At 59.5% G+C, this 16,801-nt stretch carries 15 protein-coding genes; 9 read left to right on the top strand and 6 right to left on the bottom strand.

Annotated features, from left to right (window positions below):
* Positions 1-42: 42 nt before the first annotated feature.
* Both ACYZTW_RS06750 and ACYZTW_RS06745 read left to right on the top strand, forming a co-directional pair.
* Complete coding sequence (locus tag ACYZTW_RS06750; protein WP_462004242.1) at positions 43-1,992, top strand: LTA synthase family protein; 1,950 nt, start codon at positions 43-45, stop codon at positions 1,990-1,992.
* A gap of 54 nt (positions 1,993-2,046) precedes the next feature.
* Positions 2,047-2,790 carry a phosphatase PAP2 family protein gene (locus ACYZTW_RS06745; protein WP_462004241.1) on the top strand — a complete coding sequence of 248 codons (744 nt, stop codon included), beginning with the start codon at positions 2,047-2,049 and terminating at the stop codon, positions 2,788-2,790.
* A 225-nt stretch (positions 2,791-3,015) separates the two neighbouring features.
* On the opposite strand, the gene ltrA is transcribed toward ACYZTW_RS06745, so the two are convergent.
* The 5 genes from ltrA to ACYZTW_RS06720 form a co-directional block, all read right to left on the bottom strand.
* Positions 3,016-4,308 (bottom strand): group II intron reverse transcriptase/maturase, encoded by a 1,293-nt coding sequence (gene ltrA / locus ACYZTW_RS06740; RefSeq protein ID WP_462001131.1) that lies wholly within the window; start codon positions 4,306-4,308, stop codon positions 3,016-3,018.
* 519 nt (positions 4,309-4,827) lie between these two features.
* Positions 4,828-6,471, bottom strand: coding sequence for a chaperonin GroEL (groL, locus tag ACYZTW_RS06735; RefSeq protein WP_008155543.1), 1,644 nt, complete (start codon positions 6,469-6,471; stop codon positions 4,828-4,830).
* 49 nt (positions 6,472-6,520) lie between these two features.
* Positions 6,521-6,814, bottom strand: coding sequence for a co-chaperone GroES (locus ACYZTW_RS06730; protein ID WP_008155545.1), 294 nt, complete (start codon positions 6,812-6,814; stop codon positions 6,521-6,523).
* Positions 6,815-7,061: 247 nt separating this feature from the next.
* The gene (locus ACYZTW_RS06725; protein ID WP_462004240.1) at positions 7,062-7,541 is read right to left on the bottom strand and encodes an FxsA family protein; all 480 of its coding nucleotides are present in this window, start codon (positions 7,539-7,541) and stop codon (positions 7,062-7,064) included.
* A gap of 66 nt (positions 7,542-7,607) precedes the next feature.
* On the bottom strand, positions 7,608-8,339 hold the full coding sequence (locus ACYZTW_RS06720; RefSeq protein WP_462004239.1) for a HugZ family pyridoxamine 5'-phosphate oxidase: 732 nt from the start codon (positions 8,337-8,339) through the stop codon (positions 7,608-7,610).
* Positions 8,340-8,506: 167 nt separating this feature from the next.
* Here ACYZTW_RS06720 and ACYZTW_RS06715 point away from each other — a divergent pair, with 167 nt between their 5' ends.
* Positions 8,507-9,265, top strand: coding sequence for an SDR family oxidoreductase (locus ACYZTW_RS06715; RefSeq protein WP_462004238.1), 759 nt, complete (start codon positions 8,507-8,509; stop codon positions 9,263-9,265).
* A gap of 160 nt (positions 9,266-9,425) precedes the next feature.
* Here the strand turns inward: ACYZTW_RS06715 and apbC are convergent, their stop codons facing one another.
* Entirely contained in the window at positions 9,426-10,520 is a 1,095-nt protein-coding gene (gene apbC, locus ACYZTW_RS06710) for an iron-sulfur cluster carrier protein ApbC (protein WP_462004237.1), read from the bottom strand.
* Between the two features lie 330 nt (positions 10,521-10,850).
* On the opposite strand from apbC, the gene metG reads away from it, so the two are divergent.
* The 6 genes from metG to ACYZTW_RS06680 all read left to right on the top strand — a co-directional run bounded on the left by metG (position 10,851) and on the right by ACYZTW_RS06680 (position 16,788).
* The gene (gene metG / locus ACYZTW_RS06705; protein ID WP_462004236.1) at positions 10,851-12,902 is read left to right on the top strand and encodes a methionine--tRNA ligase; all 2,052 of its coding nucleotides are present in this window, start codon (positions 10,851-10,853) and stop codon (positions 12,900-12,902) included.
* Positions 12,903-13,044: 142 nt separating this feature from the next.
* The gene (locus ACYZTW_RS06700; RefSeq protein ID WP_462004235.1) at positions 13,045-13,614 is read left to right on the top strand and encodes an electron transport complex protein RnfA; all 570 of its coding nucleotides are present in this window, start codon (positions 13,045-13,047) and stop codon (positions 13,612-13,614) included.
* The gene (rsxB, locus tag ACYZTW_RS06695) at positions 13,611-14,621 is read left to right on the top strand and encodes an electron transport complex subunit RsxB (RefSeq protein ID WP_462004234.1); all 1,011 of its coding nucleotides are present in this window, start codon (positions 13,611-13,613) and stop codon (positions 14,619-14,621) included. The genes ACYZTW_RS06700 and rsxB overlap by 4 nt, the downstream gene beginning before the upstream one ends.
* Positions 14,608-15,600, top strand: a complete 993-nt coding sequence (locus tag ACYZTW_RS06690) for an RnfABCDGE type electron transport complex subunit D (protein ID WP_462004233.1) — start codon at positions 14,608-14,610, stop codon at positions 15,598-15,600. Before rsxB ends, ACYZTW_RS06690 begins: the two co-directional genes overlap by 14 nt.
* Positions 15,597-16,208 (top strand): RnfABCDGE type electron transport complex subunit G, encoded by a 612-nt coding sequence (locus ACYZTW_RS06685; protein ID WP_462004232.1) that lies wholly within the window; start codon positions 15,597-15,599, stop codon positions 16,206-16,208. Before ACYZTW_RS06690 ends, ACYZTW_RS06685 begins: the two co-directional genes overlap by 4 nt.
* A complete protein-coding gene (locus ACYZTW_RS06680; protein WP_462004231.1) occupies positions 16,201-16,788 on the top strand; it encodes an Rnf-Nqr domain containing protein in 588 nt (195 codons plus the stop codon). The genes ACYZTW_RS06685 and ACYZTW_RS06680 overlap by 8 nt, the downstream gene beginning before the upstream one ends.
* The last annotated feature ends 13 nt before the right edge of the window (positions 16,789-16,801 follow it).

Genomic DNA, 16,801 nt, shown 5'->3' with positions numbered 1-16,801 from the left:
CGCGAGAATCCCACGTAATTGTTGTTAAGGAATGTACACACAATGGACCTCCTCAAGACCGCGCCAATGCGCTTTCTCCTGCTCGTAACCGGCACATGGCTGGTCATTTTCTTGCTGACCCGCACGGTGTTGCTGCTCACCCATCTGGATGAAGCCGGTAGCGGATTTCTGTCGGTGTTTGGCATCGGCCTGCTGTACGACCTGGGCTTCATTGCCTACGCAGCGCTGCCGATGGGCCTCTACTTGCTGCTCTGCCCACCGGCCCTGTGGCGTCGCCGCGGCCATCGCTGGTTCCTTCAGGGACTGCTGACCGTCAGCCTGTTCGCCATGTTGTTCACCGCAGTAGCCGAGTGGCTGTTTTGGGATGAATTCGGTGTGCGCTTCAACTTCATCGCCGTCGATTACCTGGTGTATTCCGACGAGGTGCTGAATAACCTGTTGGAGTCTTATCCAATCGGTACGCTGCTGAGCATCCTTGCCGTGTTGGCCATCGCCCTGAGCTTTGCCTTGCGCAAACCTTTCAATGCCGCGCTGGACGCACCGTTGCCGCCACTGCGCGGGCGCCTGCTGAATGCGCTGGGCCTGTTGATCGTCGCGGGCCTGAGCTTGCAACTGCTCAGTCAGGATTCACCGCGCGCCCAAGGCGGTAACGCCTATCAGAACGAACTGGCGAGCAATGGGCCCTATCAGTTCTTCGCTGCATTCCGTAACAACGAGCTGGATTACCCGCAGTTCTACAGCAGCCTGCCGCCGGCAATCGTTGCTCAGCAGATTCGTGCCGAACTGAGCGAACCCAACGCGCGTTTCATCGGCGAGGATCCGCAGGACATTCGCCGGATGATCGACAACCCGGGCACTGCGCGCAAACCCAACATTGTGCTGGTGACGATTGAAAGCTTCAGCGCCAAGTACATGGGCAGTAACGGCGACGACCGCAACCTGACACCCAACCTTGATGCCTTGCGCAAGCAGAGCCTGTACTTCAACAACTTCTATGCCACCGGCACCCGCACCGATCGCGGCCTTGAGGCCATTACCCTGGCTATCCCGCCAACCCCGGGGCGTTCGATCGTCAAGCGTGTGGGGCGTGAAAGCGGTTTCGCCAGCCTCGGCCAGCAACTCACCGCCGTGGGTTACGACAGCGTGTTCGTCTATGGCGGACGCGGTTACTTCGACAATATGAACGCGTTCTTCAGTGGCAACGGTTACCGTGTGGTGGACCAGAGCAGCGTCGATGAATCAGAGATCCACTTCAAAAATGCCTGGGGCATGGCTGACGAAGATCTCTACAAGCAGACCCTCAAACTGGCCGACGCTGACTACGCGAAACAGCAGCCGTTTCTGCTGCAACTGATGACCACCTCCAACCATCGTCCTTATACCTACCCGGACAACCGGATCGACATCAAATCCGGCAACGGTCGCGACGGTGCGGTGAAGTACACCGACTATGCCATTGGTCAGTTCCTCGATCAGGCGCGCCAAAAGCCGTGGTTTGACAATACAATCTTCGTCTTCGTCGCCGACCACACGGCCGGCAGCGCCGGCATGGAAGACTTGCCGATCAGCAACTATCAGATTCCGCTGTTCATCTATGCACCAAAGCTGATCGATGCACGGGAAACCGCGCAGTTGGCCAGCCAGATCGACCTGGCGCCGACCTTGCTGGGTTTGCTGAACCTGGATTATCAATCGACCTTCTTCGGCCGCAACTTGCTGCAGGACAATCCACTGCCGCCCCGCGTGGTCGTTGGTAATTACCAGCATTTGGGCTTGTTCGACGGCAAGAATTTGGCGATCCTGAGCCCTCGCCAAGGGCTGCGGCGCCATGATGAAGCACTGACCGAGAGCCGCGAATCCCAGGCCACCGCCAGCGACCCATTGATTGCCCGTGCTATCACCTATTACCAAACCGCCAGTTATGGCTTCAAGCAACAGCTGCTTGGCTGGAGGGCGCCCAAGGAGGGCACCGACCAAGTCAGCGCACATTAATCGAATCGCCCCGGGCTGATGCCCCGGGGCTTTTTCCTTTGTTCAGGATCCACCATGTCATCAATTGCTGTCCGCCCCGCCTCCCGCCCGCTCAATTTCTGGGTGTGTCTGGGCGTTCCCGCCATCGCGGCGATCATTCTGGTGCTGCTCGAACTGACGTCCCTGGACATGGACCTTGCCAAGCTGTTTTATGACCCGGTCGCGGGGGATTTCATCGGGCGGCACAGTTACTTCCTGGAAGAGATCCTGCATGACCGCGCCAAGCAAGTGGTCATCGCCTTCTCGGTGTTGGCCATCTTCGGCTTCATCGCCTCCTTTTTCATGGACAGGCTCAAACCGATCAAACGGGAACTGGGCTGCCTGGTGCTGTCTCTGGCTCTGGCAACCTCCTTTGTCACGCCAGTCAAAGCGGTGACGGCCGTTCAATGCCCGTGGAGCCTTGAGCAATTCGGCGGTCACGAAACCTACAGCGAACTGCTCAGCCCTCGCCCGCACACCGATAAACCCGGCCGTTGCTGGCCCGGCGGTCATGCGGCGACCGGTTTCACACTGTTTGCGCTGTTCTTTGTCCTGCGTGACCGTCGTCCGCGTCTGGCGCGCCGGGCGTTTGTGTTCGCTTTCGCGTTGGGCACGGTGTTTTCCATCAGCCGGATGATGCAGGGCGCGCACTTCTTTTCGCACAATGTGTGGACGGCGATTTTCTGCTGGCTGATTTGTCTGGGGTCGTATTACTACATCCTTTATCGCCCCGCTTCCAAGGCTGAGCGAGAGATCAAGGCGGATCCGGTCAGCGCCTGAAACATAGATCAAAAAATGTGGGAGCGAGCCTGCTCGCGAAGGGGCCAAAACATTCAACATTTCTGTCGACTATTACACCGCTTTCGCGAGCAGGCTCGCTCCCACAATAATCCGATGTGACCCTCACAATTCAGACAATCGGCATAGGGGACGGCCTTCATAGGCCGTTCCCCTGCCACACCACCCGGCATGCGGGTCCGCACCGGGCGGTTCGAGAGATTGAGGTCAGGAGAGACGCGGTAAACCCGTTCTGTCGAACCACGCTATATCGAGCACTCGGTTGAGTTCAAGAGCGCTATTGCGCCACCAGCAGCGAGAGCTTCCCGCCACTTTGCGAGCAGTAGCCTCACTTGCACCCAACCTGCGCAGCTCTCGATAGATCGTTGAACTACGCCGCCATTGCTTGAGCTGGATTGCTCGTAGTCGGTGTCGTATCCATTCATCTAACTCTCGCCAGATTCTGGGAGTTTGCGACAAGCCGAAATATCCCTTCCAGCCAAGCATGTAGGGCCTTAATCGGTCGACAACTTGTTGCAAGCTGCGGCCACCTGAGCGCCGGGTAAACCAGCGGATGCACTGTTTGAAGCGCTGACGCGCTTTGACCGCTACTGTCCTTTTGACGCCTTGTGGAGAAGCCCAGAACGCGTACCCCAGAAACTTGCGACCAAATACACTCGCCACCGCACTCTTGCTCTCGTTGACGCTCAAGTGCAGCTTTTCATACAGACGCTTGAGCAAGGCCATCACTCGCTGCCCGGCCTTCTTGCTGCGAACATACACATTCGCATCGTCGGCATAGCGCACGAAGCAATGACCTCGACGTTCAAGTTCCCGATCCACTTCGTCCAGCAGCACGTTCGCCAGCAACGGCGACAGCGGGCCGCCTTGCGGCGCCCCGCAGCGGCTTTTCTCGACTACGCCATTGATCTGCGTTCCCGCATCCAGATACGCCCGAATCAGCCGGATAACCGCCCGATCCGCAATCCGCTTGCGTAAACGATCAATCAAAATATCGTGATCGACCCGGTCGAAGAACTTCTCCAGATCAACATCCACCACCACTCTTCGCCCTGAAGACACATGGCGCTGAGCCGCCAAAACAGCATCCTGCGCGCAACGTCCCGGGCGAAAGCCGTAGCTGTGTTCACTGAAAGTCGGATCGAGTTCTGGTTGCAAGACTTGCAGCAACGCTTGTTGGATCAAGCGATCGGTGACCGTTGGAATTCCCAACTCGCGCTGACCGCCGTCAGGTTTGGGGATGACCACACGTCGTACCGGGCTGGGCCGGTAGACGCCTGAAAGAAGCTGTTCGCGAATCGCCGCCCACTGGCTCAGTAGATGTTCGGCGGTCTGTTCAATATCCAGACCATCGACGCCCGCTGCTCCCTTGTTGGCCTTGACCCGCTTCCATGCCCGCTTCAGGTTTTCTCTCGCAAAGGCCCGATCCAGCAGCCCTTGCCCTGCGTTGTCGGATTCATCTTGCGGGCGATTGACCTCGTCGCTGATGGGGCTTCTCACGGTTTCACCGCTCGCGTCCTCACATCCGCCCCGCGTTTGGCAGGCATCTGACTTCCGGTCGTTCGCATCAACATGGCCTATAACGCTTTCTCTCGTTCGGCCCTTCGTCAAAAAAAAAAAAAAGACTACTACGGCCTCTGCTGACTTCTCGCTCCGGCTTGCACCGTCGCCCTTTCAGGCACAAGGCGAGATCTCCCCAGGTAAGAACGCAATCCTTCACCACACAACCGCCGGATTTACGCAACCTGATCCTTGACCACAAGAGCTTCGCGGTTTTATGCCCGCTCGCCCTGATCGGCTTCGCCTTCTATCCGGTTCTTGTACATCGGCTCATGGCTTCGATCCACGCTTCCTCCCCACACTCGGTCGCCCTCATGCAGTTGCGCTTCACTTCGTTCGCTGTGGTCAGCTTACGGCGGGACTTTCACCCACAAGATTGCGCCCATGCTGGGCGCACATAAAAAACCCCGCCTGCTGATCGCAGGCGGGGCTTTTTTATAGGTACGGGGTAAGGCTGGCTTACATCATGCCGCCCATACCGCCCATACCGCCCATGTCTGGCATGCCGCCGCCAGCTGGACCGTCTTCCTTGATCTCGGCGATCATGGCTTCGGTGGTGATCATCAGGCTGGCAATCGACGAAGCCGCTTGCAGAGCCGAACGAGTCACTTTGGCCGGGTCCAGGATACCCATTTCGATCATGTCGCCGTATTCGCCGGTAGCAGCGTTGTAACCGTAGTTACCCGAACCCTGCTTGACCTTGTCGACCACTACGCTTGGCTCGTCGCCGGAGTTGGCAACGATCTGACGCAGTGGCGCTTCAACAGCGCGACGCAGCAACTGGATGCCAACGTTCTGGTCATCGTTGTCGCCTTTCAGCTCGGAGATAGCCTGCAGAGCGCGAACCAGTGCCACGCCGCCGCCAGGTACCACGCCTTCTTCAACGGCTGCACGGGTAGCGTGCAGGGCGTCTTCAACGCGGGCTTTCTTCTCTTTCATTTCAACTTCGGAACCAGCGCCAACCTTGATCACTGCAACGCCGCCGGACAGTTTGGCCAGACGCTCTTGCAGTTTTTCACGGTCGTAGTCGGACGAAGTGTCAGCCACTTGCTGACGGATCTGCAGAACGCGAGCCTGGATGTCAGCCTCAACGCCGGCACCGTCGATCACGGTGGTGTTTTCTTTGGACAGGATCACGCGCTTGGCATTACCCAGGTGTTCCAGGGTAGTGCTTTCCAGGCTCAGACCGATCTCTTCGGAGATAACGGTACCGCCAGTCAGAACAGCGATGTCCTGCAGCATGGCCTTGCGACGGTCGCCGAAGCCTGGAGCCTTGACGGCTGCGACTTTAACGATGCCACGCATGTTGTTCACAACCAGAGTCGCCAGGGCTTCGCCTTCAACGTCTTCGGCCACGATCAGCAGTGGACGGCCGGCTTTGGCAACGGCTTCCAGTACTGGCAGCATTTCGCGGATGTTCGAGATTTTTTTGTCGACCAGCAGGATCAGCGGACCGTCCAGCTCGGCAGTCATGGTCTCTGGCTTGTTGACGAAGTACGGGGACAGGTAGCCACGGTCGAACTGCATGCCTTCAACAACCGACAGTTCGTTTTCCAGGCCCGAGCCTTCTTCAACGGTGATCACGCCTTCTTTACCGACTTTTTCCATGGCTTCGGCAATGATGTCGCCGATGGAGCTGTCGGAGTTGGCCGAGATGGTGCCGACCTGAGCGATGGCCTTGGTGTCAGCGCAAGGCTTGGACAGGGCTTTCAGCTCTTTGACGATAGCGATGGTCGCTTTGTCGATGCCGCGCTTCAGGTCCATCGGGTTCATGCCGGCCGCGACGGCTTTGAGGCCTTCGTTGACGATCGATTGAGCCAGAACGGTAGCGGTGGTGGTGCCGTCGCCTGCGTCATCGTTGGCACGGGAGGCAACGTCTTTGACCAGCTGCGCGCCCATGTTTTCGAAGCGATCTTTCAGCTCGATTTCTTTGGCAACGGACACGCCGTCCTTGGTGATGGTCGGAGCGCCGAAGCTTTTCTCGATGATCACGTTACGGCCTTTAGGGCCCAGGGTCGCTTTTACTGCGTCAGCCAGGACGTTGACACCGGCGAGCATTTTCTTGCGGGCGGAATCGCCGAATTTAACTTCTTTAGCAGCCATGATCGATATTCCTTAAATACTTTGTAGTAGCGGGAAAATGAGCGGGGAATCAGCCTTCGATAACAGCGAGGATTTCGCTCTCGCCGATTACCAGCAGGTCTTCGCCGTCAACTTTCACGGTGTTGCTGCCGGAGTAAGGGCCGAATACAACCTTGTCACCCACTTTCACGGCCAGCGCGCGCACTTCACCGTTTTCCAGTGCTTTGCCCGGGCCTACAGCGAGGACTTCGCCCTGGTTTGGCTTTTCAGCAGCCGAACCTGGCAGGACGATACCGCCAGCGGTTTTCTTTTCTTCTTCGCTGCGACGGACGACGACGCGGTCATGCAGAGGACGAAGCTTCATTGTCGATCTCTCCTAATTGTGGTTTTCATCGGCCGGTGTATTCCCGGCGGGTTTAACAAATCCGGCGGTGCCGGGTGCGACTCGACAAGCGAGACGCGGAAGTCTGTCTGGCATGATTGCCAGAAACCTTGCGGTGACCGTTACATAAGGGCGCATAAGCTTATTACAAGGGTGGGGATCGAAATTTTTTACGTCCATGCCCCGAAAACGAACACGGCACCCGAAGGTACCGTGCAGGTGAAACGATTTACTTGGAATCGCGGTGCTCGAACTCGCCTTCGATCACGTTGGGCTCACGGCCCAGCGGCTCGCGGGTCGCAGGGCCGCCGCCACGTGGCTGAAGGTCATCGGCGAACGCACGCTGACGGATCGCCTGCTCTTCGGCACGCTGGCGCATTTTATTGGCCAACAGTCGACGAGAGATCGGCAGCAACATGATCAGACCCAGCACGTCAGTGACGAAGCCCGGCAGGATCAACAGACCACCCGCCAGTGCCAGCATCAAACCTTCGAGCATGGTCTGAGCCGGCAGCTCGCCGCGGTTCAGGCTTTCACGAGCACGCAATGCAGTTGCCAGACCAGCGATACGCAGCACGAACACGCCGAGCATCGAGCCGAGAATGACCAGCAGCAGGGCCGGGAAAAACCCGATCGCCCCGCTCACCTTGACGAATACGAACAGCTCCAACACCGGAAACAGTACAAAGAGCAATAAAAAAGGGCGCATCAAATGGTTCCTCAACGCAAGAATGCCTTGCCAGTCTTCCCTAGATGACGTCGCCGATTCGTGAATTCAAGCGTCGGCCACTTCATTTTTCGGCCAATGTTCGGCGTGAGCCAGGAAAACCAAGGCTTCGCGCACTTGTGTCGGCGTATTACACGGCGCTTGAAACGGCAGCCAGTAGAGCCCCTGACCGATGCGCAGGTGCATGCCTTCGGTGTCGATACCCACCAGTTGCGCCGGCTCGGTTTTCGGCAGGCCTGCCAGCTCGACGTAGTGGGCGATGGCTTTGGCGTGATCGGCATTCATGTGCTCGACCATACTCACCTCGGCCTTACCGGCGAATGGGTTGGCCAGGGTCAATTGATCGACCCAGTGAATCGCGCCGAAGCCGCCGATGTAACGGTGACGTACCGGTTTGAGCACCCAGAAATCGAAATCATGGGCCTTGTGGTAGCTCTGCGAATCCGGGAAATAGCGGTAGTAACGCTCAGCCGCCGCTTCGATGGCGGCCTCGTCCTCGAGCTTTTCTGCTTCGGCGAGGTAGGTCAGGCGACCAACGGCTTGTACATCTTCGGCCCCGCGCTCGCCCACAAACAGTGAGCATTTTGGATCTTTCTGCAGGTTGTGGGTGTGCTGGGCGATACGGCTGATAAGGATCAGCGGCCAGCCCTGTTCGTCCAGACAGTACGGAACCACGGAGCCAAACGGGAAACCGGGCATCGCCTTGGAGTGCGTCGAGAGCACTCCACGGTATTCCTTGAGAAGCAATTCTCGGGCATTCTTGGCCGCTTCAACGCTCAATTTATGACTCCTTATATAGAATCCGTCAAAAAAACGGACAGGCGCCTGGGGATAAGTTCCAGTACGCCATCGGGGCAGTTCTCATGTGCAGCCAGGCCGCATCAGGTGCAGATCGAGAGGCTACTCTCTAAAAGGAAACCACTCCTCTCCTGCTATGGGGCATGCGAATGCAACTCACTGACAAAGTAATCATTATCACCGGCGGTTGCCAGGGTTTAGGCCGCTCCATGGCCGAGTATTTCGCCGGTAAAGGCGCGAAGCTGGCGCTGGTGGACCTGAACCAGGAAAAGCTCGACGACGCTGTCGCCGCTTGCAAGGCTAAAGGTGTCGAGGCTCGCGCTTATCTGTGCAATGTCGCCAATGAAGAGCAAGTGACCCACATGGTCGCCCAGGTGGCCGAAGATTTCGGCGCGATCCATGGCCTGATCAACAACGCCGGGATCCTGCGCGATGGCCTGCTCATCAAGGTCAAGGACGGCGAGATGACCAAGATGAGCCTGGCTCAGTGGCAGTCGGTCATCGACGTCAATCTGACCGGCGTATTCCTGTGCACCCGTGAAGTCGCGGCCAAAATGATCGAGCTGAACAACAGCGGCGCGATCATTAATATCTCGTCGATCTCCCGCGCTGGCAACGTCGGCCAGACCAACTACTCCGCCGCCAAGGCGGGTGTCGCTGCAGTCACCGTGACCTGGGCCAAGGAGCTGGCACGCTACGGTATTCGTGTGGCGGCCATTGCACCGGGTTTTATCGAAACCGAAATGACGCTGAGCATGAAGCCTGAGGCGCTGCAGCAGATAACGTCCGCGATTCCCCTCAAGCGCATGGGCAAGCCTGAAGAGATCGCCCATTCAGCGGCCTACATTTTCGAAAACGACTACTACACCGGTCGGATTCTGGATTTGGATGGCGGGTTGCGGATTTAGGGCCTACACAAAACAAATGTGGGAGCGGCTGTGGCGAGGGGATTTATCCCCGTTGGGTGGCGCAGCCGCCCCCAAAAAACTGGGCCTGCTTCGCAGTCCAACGGGGATAAATCCCCTCGCCACAGCTCGCTCCCACAATGGATTGCGTTTCTTCAGCGATTTAATCGTCGCTGATCGTGATGTTCGGCATGGCCGGTGTCGCCGCTTCCTGCAACACGATTCGCGCGCCGACATGGCGAGCCAGTTCCTGGTAAACCATCGCAATCGGGCTGTCAGGCTCGGCGATCACCGTTGGCTTGCCGCCATCGGCCTGCTCGCGGATGGCCATCGCCAGCGGCAACGAAGCCAGCAGCTCGACGCCGTACTGGCTGGCCAGCTTCACACCACCACCCTCACCGAACAGATGCTCGGCATGTCCGCAGTTGGAGCAGATGTGCACGGCCATGTTTTCCACCACGCCCAGCACCGGGATGTTGACCTTGCGGAACATCTCCACGCCCTTGCGCGCGTCCAGCAATGCCAGATCTTGCGGCGTGGTGACGATCACCGCACCGGCCACCGGGACTTTCTGCGCCAGGGTCAGCTGGATGTCGCCGGTGCCTGGTGGCATGTCGATAACCAGGTAATCCAGGTCGCCCCAGGCGGTTTGAGTGACGAGTTGCAACAAGGCACCGGAAACCATCGGCCCGCGCCAGACCATCGGCGTGTTGTCGTCGGTCAGGAACGCCATGGACATGACTTCGACGCCGTGGGACTCGATCGGAATAAACCACTTCTGATCCTTGACCTTGGGTCGGGTGCCTTCGGGGATGCCGAACATGATGCCCTGGCTCGGTCCGTAAATATCCGCGTCGAGAATCCCGACCTTGGCGCCTTCGCGGGCCAGGGCCAGGGCCAGGTTGGCGGCGGTGGTCGATTTGCCCACACCGCCCTTGCCGGACGCCACGGCCACCACGTTCTTGACGTTGGCCAGCCCCGGGATCTGCGCTTGAGCCTTGTGCGCGGCAATGACACTGGTGATTTCGACGCGGGCGATGGTCACGCCGTCCAGCCCTTCAATGGCCATTTGCAGCATCTGCGCCCAGCCACTCTTGAACAGGCCGGCGGCGTAACCCAGCTCCAGCTGGACGCTGACGCGATCACCCTGAATGTCGATGCCGCGTACGCACCCGGCGCTGACCGGGTCCTGGTTCAGATAAGGGTCGGTGTATTGGCGAAGGACGGCTTCCACCGCTGCGCGATTGACGGCGCTCATGGGCAACTCCGATAGCAAGACTGGAAAATCAGGCGGGTATCGTACCTGTTCTATAGTCCGGACGGCATGCTTTCAGAATGTGACAAACACCCCATGGTTAAATGCGATCTGTAGCAGCTGGCGAAGCCTGCGTTCGGCGGCGCAGCCGTCGTAAAACCAGACACCGCGGTGTTTCAGGTAGTCCGAGTTGCCCGGATTCACGACGGCTGCGCCGCCGAACGCAGGCTTCGCCAGCTGCTACATGGACCGCGGATACGGGTCGCGGGGGTGAAAAATATGCGCCGGCGCTTTATAGTGGCCGACCTCCGTTTCATCAAGTAGCCGAGCCCCATGTCCGAGCCACGCAAGATCCTCGTCACCAGCGCCCTGCCCTATGCCAATGGTTCGATCCATCTTGGCCACATGCTGGAATACATCCAGACCGATATGTGGGTGCGCTTCCAGAAGCACCGCGGCAATCAATGCATTTATGTCTGCGCCGACGACGCCCACGGTTCGGCCATCATGCTGCGCGCGGAAAAGGAAGGCATCACCCCGGAACAACTGATCGCCAACGTCCAGGCTGAACACAGCGCCGACTTTGCCGAGTTCCTAGTGGACTTCGACAACTTCCACTCCACTCACGCCGAAGAAAACCGTGAGCTGTCGAGCCAGATCTACCTGAAGCTGCGCGACGCCGGGCACATCGCCACGCGCTCGATCACTCAGTACTTCGACCCGGAAAAGAAAATGTTCCTGGCCGACCGCTTCATCAAGGGCACCTGCCCGAAATGCGGCACCGAAGACCAGTACGGCGATAACTGCGAAAAATGCGGTGCGACCTACGCGCCGACCGACCTGAAGGATCCGAAGTCGGCGATCTCTGGCGCCACTCCGGTGCTCAAGGACTCCCAGCACTTCTTCTTCAAGCTGCCGGACTTCCAGGAAATGCTGCAAGCCTGGACCCGCAGCGGCACCCTGCAAGAAGCCGTGGCGAACAAAATCGCCGAATGGCTGGATGCCGGCCTGCAACAGTGGGACATCTCCCGCGATGCGCCGTACTTCGGTTTCGAAATCCCTGACGAGCCAGGCAAATACTTCTACGTCTGGCTGGACGCGCCGATCGGCTACATGGCCAGCTTCAAGAACCTCTGCGACCGCACGCCTACACTTGATTTCGACGCGTTCTGGGGCAAGGATTCCACCGCCGAGCTGTACCATTTCATCGGCAAGGACATCGTCAACTTCCACGCCCTGTTCTGGCCAGCCATGCTCGAAGGCGCCGGTTTCCGTAAACCGACCGGCATCAACGTACACGGCTACCTGACCGTCAACGGTCAGAAAATGTCCAAATCCCGCGGCACCTTCATCAAGGCCCGGACCTATCTGGACCACCTGTCGCCGGAATACCTGCGCTACTACTACGCGGCGAAGCTGAGCCGTGGCGTCGACGACCTGGACCTGAACCTCGAAGACTTCGTGCAGAAGGTCAACTCCGACCTGGTCGGCAAAGTCGTCAACATCGCCAGCCGTTGCGCCGGTTTCATCCACAAAGGCAACGCCGGTGTGCTGGTGGCAGGTAATGCCGCGCCGGAACTGACCGAAGCGTTCCTCGCAGCAGCGCCAAGCATTGCCGAGGCCTACGAGGCTCGCGACTTCGCCCGCGCCATGCGCGAGATCATGGGCCTGGCCGACCGCGCCAACGCCTGGATCGCCGACAAGGCGCCGTGGTCGCTGAACAAACAGGAAGGCAAGCAAGACGAAGTCCAGGCCATCTGCGCCTTGGGCGTCAACCTGTTCCGCCAGCTGGTGATCTTCCTCAAGCCGGTGCTGCCGCTGCTGGCCGCCGATGCCGAGGCGTTCCTGAACGTCGCGCCGCTGACCTGGAACGACCACGCCACCTTGCTCAGCAACCATCAGCTGAACGAGTTCAAACCGTTGATGACCCGTATCGACCCGGTAAAAGTGCAAGCCATGAGCGACGCCTCGAAAGAAGACCTGACCGCCAGCCAGACCGACACCGGCGATGCTGCGCCAGCCGGTAATGGCGAACTGGCCAAGGATCCGCTGTCACCGGAAATCGAGTTCGATGCCTTTGCCGCCGTCGACCTGCGCGTGGCGTTGATCCTCAAGGCCGAACACGTGGAAGGTGCCGACAAACTGCTGCGCCTGACCCTGGACATCGGTGACGAGCAACGCAACGTGTTCGCCGGGATCAAGAGCGCTTATCCGGATCCGTCCAAGCTCAATGGTCGTCTGACCATGATGATCGCCAACCTCAAGCCACGGAAAATGAAGTTCGGCATCTCCGAAGGCATGGTGATGGCGGCCGGCCCTGGCGGCGAAGAAATCTACCTGCTCAGCCCTGACAGCGGCGCCAAGCCAGGTCAGCGCATCAAGTAAGGTTGTGCAGTAAACCAATCCCACAGTCGTGCCTGGCGCGGCTGTGGGATTTTCATGTCTGGCCCACCCTCCGTCCTTGCCGGATAATGCCTAAGCTTTTTAGACCGCTCCGTTAAAAAGCCCCGTTCTTGCCGGCACGATCATGACCGAAATTGTTCTTACGCTTATCAGCGCTGCCCTGATCAACAACCTCGTGTTGCACTGGCCGCTGGGCGTCGATCCGCTGCTGGGCAACGAGCATCGACAGGTCCACGCGTTGGGCCTTGCGACGGCTTGCTTGATGTTGATCGTCGGCACGCTGGGCTACTCGGCCTACCGTTGGTTGCTGGTCCCGCTAGAGCTGACGTCGCTGCGCCTTTTCGTCTTCCTGCCATTAAGCGTTCTGCTGATTGGCCCGCTGCTGAAAGTGCTTTCCCGGTTACTTCCAAAGCTTGCGTTCGATGGCCTCTGGCCCCTGCTGCTGGGCAACGCCGGCGTACTCGGGCTGACGCTGCTCAACGCTCAGGACGACAAAGGCTTCTTCCACGCCATAGCCCTGAGCCTGGGTGCCGGGCTGGGTTTCTGGTGGGTACTGAGCCTGTTCAGCGACTTGCGCCAACGCACCATCGAAAATGATATCCCCCTGCCCTTTCGCGGCCTGCCGATCGACCTGATCGGCGCCGGACTGATTGCAGTGGCCTTTCTCGGATTCAGCGGACTGATCAAAACATGAGTCTGATTCAACGCATCGACGCCCTCTTGCCGCAGACCCAATGCGGCAAGTGCGGCCACCCCGGATGCAAACCGTACGCCGAAGGCATTGCCAGCGGCGAACCGATCAACAAATGTCCGCCGGGCGGCAGCGAGACCATCGCGGCCCTGGCCGAGCTGTTGAAAGTGCCGGTACTGGAACTGGACGTCAGTCGCGGCTCGGCCCCGGCGCAGATCGCCTACATTCGTGAAGCGGAGTGTATTGGCTGCACCAAGTGCATCCAGGCCTGCCCGGTGGATGCCATTGTCGGCGCGGCGAAATTGATGCACACGGTAATCATCGATGAATGCACCGGTTGCGACCTGTGCGTAGCGCCCTGCCCGGTGGATTGCATCGAGATGCGGCCGTTGGCGCTGGCCACGGTGCTGCCGATTGTCGGCGGCCTGGCGTTCAGCCTTGAGGAACAACGCGCCCGGACGGTCAAGCGCAATCACGCACGGCGCCGATTTGAACAGCGCAATGCTCGCCTGCATCGCGAAGAAGAACAGAAAATCGCCGAACGTCAGGCCCGCGCCCAGCGCGCCATCCAGCACAGCGAGGTGGCGACGCTCGATCCGGTTCAGGCCGCTCTTGAGCGAGTCCGTGCACAGAAGGCAGCCAATGCGGATTTGGCGCTGAAAAAGGCCAAGATCGATCTGGCGATGAGTCGGGCGCAACTGAACAAGTCTCTCAAGGCGTTCGGGCATCCGCCGACTTTCGAACAGCAGTCGCAACTGATCGTCCTGCAGCAGCAGTTCGAGGCGGCCGAACAGGCTTTGGCGAAACTGGAAAGCACTGCACCGCCTGCCCCGGCGCCCGTTGCTCCGGCGAAAAATGCGCAGCTGAATCGGGCAAAGATCCAGTTGGCCATGCGCCGCGCCGAACTCAAGAAAGCTCAAGCCAACGAAGCAACGGTTGAGCAGATCCAGGCCCTGGAACTCGCGGTGAATGAAGCCGAGCGTCAGGTGGATGCCTATGCAGCCCCTTGAACCGGTCGACGAGCGCCTTCAGCAGGCCATGAAGCTGGTATTGCTGGCCACTGTGCCGGGGACGCTGGCGTTGTTCTGGCTGTATGGCTGGGGGGTGTTGATCAACCTGATTTTGACGTGCGTTACCGCACTGGCCGTTGAAGCGACCGTGCTGCAGCTGCGCAAGCGAGCGCTCAAGCCGACCTTGAGCGACGGCAGCGCACTGGTCAGTGCGACGCTGTTGGCTCTGGCGTTGCCGCCTTATTGCCCGTGGTGGCTGACAGTCTGTGCCGCGGCGTTCGCGATGGTGTTCGGCAAACACCTGTATGGCGGCGTTGGCAAGAACCCGTTCAACCCGGCAATGCTCGGTTTCGCCTTGGTGATGGTGACCTTTCCCCAGCAGATGACCCACTGGCCGTTGTCCCATGGACTGGACCTGCTCGGCGGCTTGCAGCAGGTGTTTGGGTTCAGCCTCAGCCAGACGCCAGATGCGTGGGTTCAGGCCACAGCGCTGGACAGCCTGCGGATCAACAAAAGCCTGACCATGGACGAACTGTTTGCCGCTAACCCGGCGTTCGGTCATTTCGGCGGCCGAGGCATGGAATGGGTCAACCTGGCCTTTCTGGCGGGCGGCGCGTTTCTGCTGCAACGACGGGTGTTCAGCTGGCATGCGCCGGTCGGCATGCTCGCCAGCCTGTTCATCATCAGCCTGCTGTGCTGGAACGGCTCGGGCTCCGACTCCCATGGCTCGCCGCTGTTTCATCTGCTCACTGGCGCGAGCATGCTGGGTGCATTCTTCATCGTCACGGAACCGGTGTCCGGCGCAAAAAGCCCCGGCGCGCGACTGCTGTTCGGCGCGGGCGTCGGGTTGCTGACGTATCTGATTCGTACCTGGGGTGGTTATCCGGACGGCGTAGCCTTTGCCGTGCTGTTGATGAACCTCTGTGTGCCGGCGCTGGAGCGGTTTGCCACCTCCAGACTGGAACGGGGTGCGCCATGAGTCGAGTGTCGAGCGTTGTGATCCTGGTCTTGCTGGCAGGCTTGGGGATTGGCGTGACTTACCTCGTGCAGCACACCAGCGCGCCGCGCATTGCGGCCGAACAGCGCCTGATCGACAGTCGTAACCTGCTGGACCTGCTCCCCGCTGAAAGCTACGACAATCAGCCGTTGGAACAGCCGCTCGCCCTCGAAAACTCTGGATTGGCCACCAGTACGCTGCTGGGTGGCTACCTGGCGACCAAGACTGGCCAACCCAGCGCCGTGTTGCTGCGCAGCCAGACCCTGGGCTACGAGGGCTCCATTGAGTTGCTGATCGCCATCGGCGCAAACGGCAAGGTGTTGGGCGTCAAAACGCTCAAGCAATCGGAAACTCCAGGGCTGGGCGGCCGACTCGCCGACTGGCCCAATACCTGGCTTCAGGCTTTTTCCGGAAAGTCCCGAACCGAACCTGTCGACAATGGCTGGGCGTTGAAAAAGGATCAGGGGCAATTCGATCAAATAGCGGGGGCGACCATTACGTCGAGGGCAGTCATCAACGCTATCCATGACGCGTTGCGCTACTTCGACGAACATCAGCAGCAGTTGATCGGGAGCACCGCTCATGAATAAGTCATCGACGCTGCAGAACTCGCTGATGCTTGCACTGCTGATCGGTGCCACGGATTCGTTGGTGTCCGCTCTGGGCTTGTGGCTGATGTTCATCGTGGTGATCAGTGCTTTTGGAGTGAGCATGGGCGCCTTGCGATCCCTACTTGTCCCGGCGACACGCTTGCTTGCCAGCGTCCTGCTGGCGGCCACACTGACCAGCTGCGCGGAACTCGCCACGCAAGTCTGGTCGCTGCAATGGCACCACCATGTGGGGCTCTATGCAGGATTGATTGCGTTGCAATGCGTTGTGCTGGAACACACCGGTTTTTTCCAGAACGCCTGGCGTGATCGCCTGCGCGCGTGTGGCCTGTTCGGCGCGTTGATGGCGGGCCTTGGCTTGCTGCGCGAACTCATCGGCAACGGGACCCTCGGTAGCCATCTGCCATGGCTGGCTGGCACTGCGCAAGCGGACTGGCAAGGCTGGGTACTGACCGCCGACGGTGGGTTGCGCCTGGCCACCCTGACCCCTGGCGGATTCATTCTCCTGGGACTGCTGATCGCCGCACGGCAGGCCTGGACCCGCTCGCCCCCTTCTCACTGACTGCCTTCGAGGA

The sequence above is a fragment of the Pseudomonas sp. LB3P25 genome (assembly GCF_054897985.1).
The sequence above is the reverse complement of the archived record's forward strand: the minus strand, read 5'-3'. Positions and strand labels throughout refer to the sequence as shown.

Coding starts and splice junctions, on each gene's coding strand:
- ACYZTW_RS06700 (WP_462004235.1), top strand. CDS start 13,045: ATGACCGAAATTGTTCTTACGCTTATCAGCGCTGCCCTGATCAACAAC.
- metG (WP_462004236.1), top strand. CDS start 10,851: ATGTCCGAGCCACGCAAGATCCTCGTCACCAGCGCCCTGCCCTATGCC.
- ACYZTW_RS06730 (WP_008155545.1), bottom strand. CDS start 6,814: ATGAAGCTTCGTCCTCTGCATGACCGCGTCGTCGTCCGTCGCAGCGAA.
- ACYZTW_RS06750 (WP_462004242.1), top strand. CDS start 43: ATGGACCTCCTCAAGACCGCGCCAATGCGCTTTCTCCTGCTCGTAACC.
- ACYZTW_RS06685 (WP_462004232.1), top strand. CDS start 15,597: ATGAGTCGAGTGTCGAGCGTTGTGATCCTGGTCTTGCTGGCAGGCTTG.
- groL (WP_008155543.1), bottom strand. CDS start 6,471: ATGGCTGCTAAAGAAGTTAAATTCGGCGATTCCGCCCGCAAGAAAATG.
- rsxB (WP_462004234.1), top strand. CDS start 13,611: ATGAGTCTGATTCAACGCATCGACGCCCTCTTGCCGCAGACCCAATGC.
- ACYZTW_RS06680 (WP_462004231.1), top strand. CDS start 16,201: ATGAATAAGTCATCGACGCTGCAGAACTCGCTGATGCTTGCACTGCTG.
- ACYZTW_RS06690 (WP_462004233.1), top strand. CDS start 14,608: ATGCAGCCCCTTGAACCGGTCGACGAGCGCCTTCAGCAGGCCATGAAG.
- ACYZTW_RS06715 (WP_462004238.1), top strand. CDS start 8,507: ATGCAACTCACTGACAAAGTAATCATTATCACCGGCGGTTGCCAGGGT.
- apbC (WP_462004237.1), bottom strand. CDS start 10,520: ATGAGCGCCGTCAATCGCGCAGCGGTGGAAGCCGTCCTTCGCCAATAC.
- ACYZTW_RS06745 (WP_462004241.1), top strand. CDS start 2,047: ATGTCATCAATTGCTGTCCGCCCCGCCTCCCGCCCGCTCAATTTCTGG.
- ACYZTW_RS06725 (WP_462004240.1), bottom strand. CDS start 7,541: ATGCGCCCTTTTTTATTGCTCTTTGTACTGTTTCCGGTGTTGGAGCTG.